The organism is Paraburkholderia sp. (assembly GCF_034668105.1).
Lineage (GTDB): Bacteria > Pseudomonadota > Gammaproteobacteria > Burkholderiales > Burkholderiaceae > Paraburkholderia.
The window spans coordinates 1-3913 of record NZ_JAXDPY010000503.1 but is presented as its reverse complement, the minus strand read 5'-3'; the positions used below and the strand labels follow the sequence as shown (position 1 = coordinate 3913).

Here is a 3913-nt window from a genome sequence, read left to right as displayed (position 1 = left end):
GGGCGCGGTCAACGTCATGCGGATTTCGACGCGGCCTTTGGCTTCGTCCACGTCAAGACCATAGACAAGCCCCAGGTCGTAGATGTTGACCGGGATCTCCGGATCGAACACGGTGCGCAGCGCGTCGATCACGCGTTCTTCAAGACGTTCTGTTGTTGCGCCACTGCCAGGTTGTGCGGCCTCGGCGCGCTTCAGCCAGTCGAATGTACTCATCGTCTGCCTCACTCTGTCGAAACGGGGCGGTCCTCGTCGTGCAGCGCGGCATGCAGCGTATGCCACGCAAGCGTCGCACACTTCACGCGCGCGGGAATTTCGCGCACGCCGGACAGCACCGTCAGCTTGCCCAACGCCGGCGCGGCTGCCGCCTGCCCTGCAGCGGGTGTTGTCACCATGTCGTGAAAACGTCCGAACAGCGCTTCGGCCTCCGCTTCCGTTTTGTCTTTCAGCGCCTCGGTCATTAGCGACGCAGACGCCGTCGCAATCGCACAGCCCACGCCTTCGAAACTTGCGTCCTTGACGACGCCATCCTCGATCCGCAGATACAGCGTGATCCGGTCGCCACACAACGGGTTATAGCCCTCGGCCTTGTGATTGGCGTCGGCCAGCCCATGACAGTTACGCGGCCGCCGGTAGTGGTCGAAGATGACTTCCTGATACAGATCGCGCAGATCGCTCATGAGCCAAATACCTCCCTGACCCTGCCGAGACCTTCGATCAGGGCGTCCATATCCTCGTGCGTGTTGTAGAGGGCGAGTGACGCGCGCACTGTCGCCGGTACGCCAAAACGCTGCATCACCGGCATCGCGCAGTGGTGGCCCGCCCGCACGGCAACGCCGTGATTATCGAGAATCGTGCCGATATCATGCGCATGCACGCCGTCGAGCACGAATGACAGGATGCTCGCCTTGTCGCGTGCGGTACCGATAAGACGCAAGCCCGGTATTACCCGCAATGCATCCGTTGCATAAGCAAGCAGGCCGGCCTTGTGCGCGGCGATGACTTCCATGCCGATGCGGTTGACATAGTCGAGCGCCGCGCCCAGCGCAATCGCGCCGGCAATGTTCGGCGTGCCTGCCTCGAACTTCCACGGAATCGCGTTGTATTCCGTTTTCTCGAACGTCACCGAACGAATCATGTCGCCGCCGCCCTGCCATGGCGGCATCGCTTCAAGCAGCGCGGCCCTGGCATACAGCACCCCGATGCCAGTCGGCCCGTACACCTTATGCCCAGAAAACGCGTAGAAATCACAATCGAGCGCGCGGACGTCGACCGGCAGATGCGAGATCGCCTGTGCGCCATCCAGCAGCACCGGTACGCCCTTCGCGTGCGCCGCTGCAACAATGCGCTCCACCGGATTGATGCTGCCGAGCGCGTTAGCCAGATGCGTCATCGCGACCAGCCGAGTACGTGCGTTCAACAAGCGCTCGTACGCGTCGGCATCGAGCGCACCGGTATCGTCAATCGGCACGACTTTCAGCACCGCCCCAGTTTGCTCGCAGACCATCTGCCACGGCACGATATTCGAATGGTGCTCCATCGCGCTGATCAGGATTTCGTCGCCAGGCTTGAGCTGCGGGCGCACAAAGCTCTGGGCGACGAGATTGATCGCTTCGGTCGTGCCGCGTACAAACACGATCTCCTCCGGACGCTGCGCGTTGATGAAGCGTGCGATCTTCGCGCGTGCTGCTTCGAACGCTTCGGTCGCGCGCTGCGACAGCAGATGCACGCCGCGGTGCACGTTGGCGTTGCTATGCCGGTAGTAGGCGTTTTCCGTGTAGATGACCGAGGCCGGCTTTTGCGTAGTCGCGCCGTTGTCGAGATAGACCAATGGCCGGCCATGCACGCGCTCGCCCAGAATCGGAAAATCGGCCCGCCAGTGCTCGACATTGCGCGGATCTGGCGCCTGCATCTGTTCAATCGGCTTCATAGCAGCTCCCTGATGCGCTCGCCTTCCGGGGTGCGCGCGAGCAGCAGCCGTTCGAGCCGACCGCGGAGCGATTCGATGCGCACACGTTCGACAATGTCGCGCGCAAATGCGTATGTCAGTAGCGCGCGCGCCATGCGTTCCTCGACGCCGCGCGCACGCAGATAGAACAGCTGGTTCTCTTCCAGTTGACCAACCGTCGCTCCGTGTGTGCATTTCACATCGTCGGCGTAGATCTCGAGCTGTGGCTTCGTGTCGATTTCCGCGTCGCGCGACAGCAGCAGGTTGTAATTCGCCTGATGCGTGTCTGTTTGCTGCGCATCGCGATGCACAATGACGCGCCCGTTGAATACGCCGCGCGCGGCACCGTCGAGCACGCCGCGGTAGTATTCGCGACTCGTGCCATGCGGCTCCGCGTGATCGATGCGCGTGTGGTGATCGACGTGCTGCCGGCCACCAACGAAATAGAGACCGTTCAATGTGGCTTGCGCGTTCGCGGCGTTCAGGCTCGTGCCAATGCCCGTGCGCGACAACGCGCCGCCGAAAGCGAATGCATGCGAGGTAAAACAGCTGGCGCGTTGCTGCGCGGCAGCGACCGACGCGATATGAAACGCCTTCGTGCCTTCCTGCTGCAACCGGTAGTGCTGCACATCCGCCTGTTCGTCCGCGACGATGCGGGTAACCGCATTGGTCCAGTACGCGTTGTCGCCAAACCCGACAAAGTGCTCGACGATCACGCAGCCTGAGCGAGCGCCTGCCAACACGACATTGAACGGCTGCGCCGCAAGTCCCGCTTCGTCGGTCAGGAACAGCATGTGCAGCGGTTGATCGATGACCTCGCCAGGCGGTAGCACGACGGCAAATCCATCCCTCAGAAACGCAGTATTGAGCGCGGTAAAGCCGTCGGCATACGTCTGCGAGGCGATCGCCGCCTGCAGTCGTTGTGGTATTTCTCTCAACGCCCGCGTGAGCGAGCCGACAAACACATCATGCTGCAAACCAATCAGTTTCGACAGCCGCGGCACATGGTGGCCGTTAACGAATACCAGTCGATGGCCAGCCGGGTCCAGCACGAGCTCATTGACGATGCGTCGCACGTCGCCGTCGTCGATGCAGCCGGTGCATTGCGGCGCGAAATGCCAGGGACGCTTGCCGATCGCCGACACGTTCGTGTACTTCCAGTCCTCGTGCCGCGTGGTCGGAAAGCCGAGCGCGTCGAACTGGTCGAAGGCGCTTCGGCGCGCGGAACGCAGCCACGGCAACTCGGCGCCGGGAGAATGGCGAGCCGGGGCTCCAGTACCGCCATCTGCAGGATCTCGTTGCGCTTCTTTTCTCCGCCGGAAAAGCCTTCGTTGACTGCTCGGTACAGCAGGGTCTCGTCTATCTGCATCAACGTCATTTTTTCGTTGACCAGTTGCAGAAATTCCATCGCGTCGAGTTCCGGCTCGCCACGATGCCGACGCTGCGCGTTCAACGCCGCCTTCAGCAGATAAACGTTGCTCACACCGGGTATCTCAACGGGATACTGGAACGCGAGAAACAGCCCTTCGTGCGTGCGCTCTTCGGGCGCGAGCATTAACAGATCGCGGCCGAGATACGAGACCTTGCCGCCGGTGACGACCACGTCCTCACGCCCAGCCAGTACGTGGGCAAGCGTGCTCTTGCCCGAACCATTCGGCCCCATGATCGCGTGCACCTCGCCAGCCTTCACGCTCAGCTCGATGCCGCGCAGAATTTTCTTCCCGTCGACTTCGACTTGCAGATTGCTGATTTCAAGCATGGTTCCAATCCCTCGCGAATCGCAGTGGGCCAGGTGCTAATGGTTAGCCCACACTGCCCTCCAGGCTGACACCGAGCAGCTTCTGCGCCTCGACGGCGAACTCCATCGGCAGCTCCTTGAAGACTTCCTTGCAGAAGCCGTTCACGATGATGCTGACTGAATCTTCCAGGCTCAGCCCGCGCGATCGGCAATAGAACAGCTGATCTTCG

Annotated in this window: 4 protein-coding genes and 2 pseudogenes; all 6 read right to left on the bottom strand. The window is 61.7% G+C overall.

The genetic code is table 11. The features are described from left to right. Positions 1-213 (bottom strand): iron-sulfur cluster assembly protein (locus QOC89_RS22555; protein ID WP_323047043.1); only part of this gene is annotated, 213 nt, incomplete at its 3' end. A gap of 8 nt (positions 214-221) precedes the next feature. Then, on the bottom strand, positions 222-677 hold the full coding sequence (sufU, locus tag QOC89_RS22550) for a Fe-S cluster assembly sulfur transfer protein SufU (RefSeq protein ID WP_323047042.1): 456 nt from the start codon (positions 675-677) through the stop codon (positions 222-224). Beyond that, positions 674-1927, bottom strand: a complete 1254-nt coding sequence (locus tag QOC89_RS22545; RefSeq protein WP_323047041.1) for a cysteine desulfurase — start codon at positions 1925-1927, stop codon at positions 674-676. The genes sufU and QOC89_RS22545 overlap by 4 nt, the downstream gene beginning before the upstream one ends. Further along, on the bottom strand, positions 1924-3186 hold the full coding sequence (sufD, locus tag QOC89_RS22540) for a Fe-S cluster assembly protein SufD (protein WP_323047040.1): 1263 nt from the start codon (positions 3184-3186) through the stop codon (positions 1924-1926). Before sufD ends, QOC89_RS22545 begins: the two co-directional genes overlap by 4 nt. A gap of 11 nt (positions 3187-3197) precedes the next feature. Then, a pseudogene (sufC, locus tag QOC89_RS22535) lies at positions 3198-3704 on the bottom strand (Fe-S cluster assembly ATPase SufC); the annotation flags it as partial. A 43-nt stretch (positions 3705-3747) separates the two neighbouring features. Continuing rightward, positions 3748-3913, bottom strand: a pseudogene (locus QOC89_RS22530) (Fe-S cluster assembly protein SufB); the annotation flags it as partial.

Coding starts and splice junctions, on each gene's coding strand:
- sufU (WP_323047042.1), bottom strand. CDS start 677: ATGAGCGATCTGCGCGATCTGTATCAGGAAGTCATCTTCGACCACTAC.
- QOC89_RS22545 (WP_323047041.1), bottom strand. CDS start 1,927: ATGAAGCCGATTGAACAGATGCAGGCGCCAGATCCGCGCAATGTCGAG.